Source organism: Haloferax sp. s1, from assembly GCF_058382125.1.
Map to the genome: position 1 here is coordinate 1 of NZ_JBZRPK010000367.1, position 3,680 is coordinate 3,680.

The 3,680-nt window shown below is 64.7% G+C and carries 4 protein-coding genes and 2 pseudogenes; 4 read left to right on the forward strand and 2 right to left on the reverse strand.

From position 1 onward, the window contains the following. The 4 genes and pseudogenes from QT222_RS04540 to hemL all read left to right on the forward strand — a co-directional run. Positions 1-664, forward strand: a pseudogene (locus QT222_RS04540) (ammonium transporter); the annotation flags it as partial. A gap of 3 nt (positions 665-667) precedes the next feature. Next, the gene (gene glnK1 / locus QT222_RS04545) at positions 668-1,039 is read left to right on the forward strand and encodes a nitrogen regulatory protein GlnK1 (protein WP_004058652.1); all 372 of its coding nucleotides are present in this window, start codon (positions 668-670) and stop codon (positions 1,037-1,039) included. Positions 1,040-1,176: 137 nt separating this feature from the next. Further along, positions 1,177-1,866, forward strand: coding sequence for a CPBP family glutamic-type intramembrane protease (locus QT222_RS04550; RefSeq protein WP_491476441.1), 690 nt, complete (start codon positions 1,177-1,179; stop codon positions 1,864-1,866). Between the two features lie 32 nt (positions 1,867-1,898). Next, on the forward strand, positions 1,899-3,236 hold the full coding sequence (gene hemL, locus QT222_RS04555) for a glutamate-1-semialdehyde 2,1-aminomutase (RefSeq protein WP_491476442.1): 1,338 nt from the start codon (positions 1,899-1,901) through the stop codon (positions 3,234-3,236). Here the strand turns inward: hemL and QT222_RS04560 are convergent. After that, positions 3,231-3,407, reverse strand: coding sequence for a hypothetical protein (locus tag QT222_RS04560; RefSeq protein WP_491476443.1), 177 nt, complete (start codon positions 3,405-3,407; stop codon positions 3,231-3,233). The genes hemL and QT222_RS04560 overlap by 6 nt on opposite strands. A 66-nt stretch (positions 3,408-3,473) precedes the next feature. Then, positions 3,474-3,680, reverse strand: a pseudogene (locus QT222_RS04565) (hypothetical protein); the annotation flags it as partial.

The window sequence follows — 3,680 nt, forward strand, 5'->3', positions numbered from 1 at the left end:
CCCCGCGTGCGGTGACGGCGGCGTCCCCCCCGGCTCCTCCGCCTTCGACGGCCGGGTCGCCCTCGTGACCACCCTCGGCATGGCCGCGGCCGCACTCGGCGCTGGCGGCGTCGCGTTCTTCAAGACCGGCAAGGTCGACACTCTCTACGTCGCAATCGTCGTTCTCGCCGGACTCGTCGGCATCACCGCCATCGCCGACGACATCGTCTGGCCCGGCGCTCTCGTCGTCGGGCTTCTCGCCGGCGCACAACTTCCAATCGTCTTCGAGTTCGTCGAAAAGCGCCTCCGCATCGACGACGTGTGTGCGGTCTTCCCCGTTCACGGCTCCGCGGGCGTTCTCGGGACGCTCCTGTACCCGGTGTTCGCCGTCCCCGTTTGGCACGAAGGCGCGTCCATCGTCTCGCTCGCCGTTCCGCAGGTGGTCGGCGTCGGCGTCATCGCCGTCTGGACCTTCGTCGCCACCACGGCAATCTTCGGCGGCTTCCGCGCCATTGGACAGGTCCGTGTCTCCGCCGACCACGAGCGTCAGGGACTCGACACGGCCGAACACGGCGTCGACACCTACCCCGAATTCGGCTCGCCCGACGCCGACACCGGTATCCGCGCCGACGGCTCCGGGATTCCCTACGGGCATGGATTCATGACGACACAGGAGGACGAATAAGCCATGAGTGACGCTGACCTGCCGAACGACGGCGGTATCAAACTCGTCATGGCCATCATCCGCCCCGACAAACTCGCCGACGTGAAGACGGCGCTCGCCGAGGTTGGCGCGCCCTCGCTCACGGTGACGAACGTCTCCGGGCGCGGGTCGCAACCGGCCAAAAAGAGCCAGTGGCGCGGCGAAGAGTACACCGTCGACCTCCACCAGAAAGTGAAAGTCGAATGCGTCGTCGCCGACACACCCGCCGAGGACGTTGCCGATGCCATCGCAGACGCCGCCCACACGGGTGAGAAGGGCGACGGGAAGATATTCATCCTGCCCGTCGAGAACGCGATTCAGGTTCGGACCGGCAAGACCGGACGCGACGCGGTCTGATAAGGACTGTTGTAGTCTCTTACCGGTGTCGACGGCACCGGGACGGCGCTCACCGGTAAATATGGTGAGCACCGAAGCCACGCGAAACCATTTTTCCGTTCCGCACCAAGCGACGTGACGATGAGCGGTGCCCTCCCGTGGTGAATGTCGAAATCCTCGGCGGCCTCGTCGTCGCCCTTGGTGGAATGTCCATCGTCGGCCTGGTCACTGACCGATACCTCTCCGAACCCGACAACCTCCGGACGGACCTCCTCGTGAGCGACGCGAACAAGTGGGTGGTGTTCGCGCTCCTGTGTAGTTACGTCATCCTCGTCGAAGGTCGACAGCTGTCGTCGATGACCGGACGTGCTCTCGACCCGCTCTCGTTCGTCGCGGTCGTCGGCGGCAGCGTCTTCGCCCTTTTCGCGGCGAATGCGCTGACCGCGCCGCTCTTCGACCGCTTCGAGGTGGGCGGTCTCGGAAACGACATGTCGGAGTTCACGTCGCTGTCGATTCGACACCGACTGTTCGTCGCCGCAACGGCCGGAATCACCGAAGAAGTGCTATTTCACGGCTACGCCATCGAGCGATTGCTCGACGTGACCGGAAGTCCGCTTATCGCCGGGGGCGTCTCCTTCGTCGCCTTCACGGCGAGCCACGCGGTCGGGTGGGACCGCGGCGCAGTCGCCAGAATCGCGGTTCCCGCGCTGTTGACAACCGTGATGTACCTGCTCGTGCGCGACGTGGTCGTTCTCGTGGCTATCCACGCCCTGAACGACGCGGTCGGATTGTTGCTTGTCGGGTCGGTTCGGGATATCGACGGCACCGCCGAGCGGGCGACCCAGTAAGCTCTTTGGCACGACGGTTCGAACCGGCGCGCATGAGACACGACGAGTCCCGAGCGTTGTACGACCGGGCGTTATCGGTGCTTGCCGGCGGCGTGAACTCCTCAGTCCGGGCGACACAGCCCTACCCGTTCTTCGTCGAGCGCGGTGACGGCGCGCACGTCATCGACCCCGACGGGAACCGCTACATCGACTACGTGCTGGGCTACGGGCCGCTCCTCTACGGCCACGACATCCCCGAACCCATCCAAGCGGCGGTCCAGAAACACGCCGCGGCCGGGCCGATGTACGGCGCGCCGACCGAAATCGAGGTCGAGCACGCCGAATTCGTCGCGCGACACGTCCCCTCGGTCGAGATGATTCGATTCGTCAACTCCGGCACGGAAGCGACCGTCTCGGCGGTCCGACTCGCCCGCGCAACCACCGGCCGCGACAAAATCGTCATCATGCAGGGCGGCTACCACGGCGCACAGGAATCTACGCTCGTCGAGGGCGAACCCGGCAACGTACAACCCAGTACCCGCGGCGTCCCATCCTCGTTCGCCGAACACACCCTTCCCGTCCCGTTCAACGACGAGGAAGCGATTCGCGAGGTGTTCGAGGAACACGGCGAGGACATCGCGGCTGTCATGACCGAGCCGATTCTCGCGAACACGGCCATCATCCACCCGGTCGACGGCTACCTCCAGACCCTCCGCGACATCACCGAGGAACACGACTCGCTTCTCATCTTCGACGAGGTCATCACTGGCTTCCGCGTCGGTGGCCTCCAGTGCGCCCAAGGGAAGTTCGGCGTCACGCCGGACATCACGACCTTCGGGAAGATTATCGGCGGCGGATTCCCCGTCGGCGCAATCGGCGGCAAAGCCGAACTCATAGAGCAGTTCACCCCCGGCGGCGACGTGTTCCAGTCTGGCACCTTCTCGGGCCACCCGGTCACGGTCGCTGCGGGCCACGAATACCTGAAATACGCCGCCGAAAACGACGTGTACGACCACGTCAACCGCCTCGGCGAGAAACTGCGGCGCGGCATCACCGACATCCTCGAAGACCAGGCACCCGAGTACACCGTCGTCGGCACGGACTCGATGTTCAAGACCGTCTTCACCCGCCACGGCTCGGCCGACCGCGCTGACGAGTGCGCAGACGGCTGCACGCAGCACGAAGCGTGCCCGAACTACGACTACTGCCCGAAGAACGGCGCGGACGTGGTGAAGGCCGAAACCGACCGCTGGGAGCGCGTCTTCTGGCAGGAAATGAAAGACCAAGGCGTCTTCCTCACCGCGAACCAGTTCGAATCGCAGTTCGTCTCCTACGCCCACACCGACGAGGACATCGAAGAGACGCTGGAAGCGTACAAGACGGCGCTATAGCAGTTCGAGTCGCATTCCAGCGAAGACCAACAAACACACCACGCCGGTCAAGACGATGCCGGCAACAATCGGAAGCGTTCCCGTCGGGTCTGGGGCGAGTACGAACGCCGCTGGAAACGAGACGACAGCGGCGGCCACGATGGTGAAGGCACCGCGGATGATGGAGTTCACGTTCTCAGCTGCGCCGTCGCTCGATATAATAGTTCGTTAATTCGACACGATTTGGGTAGTCGGATACTAATCGACTCGTAACCGCGACTCCGCTCGCCTCCACAGCGGCGGGTAGGCCGCCACGGTCCCAAGTCCGACACCCCCGACCCACGCGAGGGCGATACCGAGCGCATTCACCCGCAGTTCGAGGAAGGCGGAGAGCGTGACGTAGGGGAGCGGCGTTACGAGTCCGACCAGCCACACCCGGACGACGAGACGGAGTCGAAGCGGGCG